We start from the raw sequence: 251 nt of genomic DNA, 5'->3' as shown, positions 1-251 counted from the left end.
CCTGCCGCTGCTGTTCGCGATCGGCGTGGCGGTCGGTTTCGCGAAGGACAACAACGGCGTGGCGGCGCTCGCGGGCGCGATCGGCTACCTGATCGAAACCGCGATCATGAAGGACATCGATCCCAAGCTGAACATGGGCGTGCTGTCCGGGATCATCGCGGGCGTGGTCGCGGGGCTGCTGTACAACCGCTACAAGGACATCAAGCTGCCGGACTACCTCGCGTTCTTCGGCGGCAAGCGGTTCGTGCCGA

The 251-nt window shown here is 64.9% G+C and carries 1 protein-coding gene; it reads left to right on the top strand.

Annotated elements, in window-relative coordinates; translation table 11 throughout:
• Nucleotides 1-251, top strand: a 251-nt coding sequence (locus R2R70_RS21925; RefSeq protein ID WP_410979185.1) for a PTS transporter subunit EIIC, incomplete at both ends; no start/stop codon positions are given.

Origin of the sequence: Cobetia sp. SIMBA_158 (assembly GCF_046566945.1) — a bacterium.
Taxonomy (GTDB): Bacteria; Pseudomonadota; Gammaproteobacteria; order Pseudomonadales; family Halomonadaceae; genus Cobetia; species Cobetia amphilecti.
Note: the sequence above shows the minus strand (reverse complement) of the source record. Positions and strands in the feature narration are given on the sequence as shown.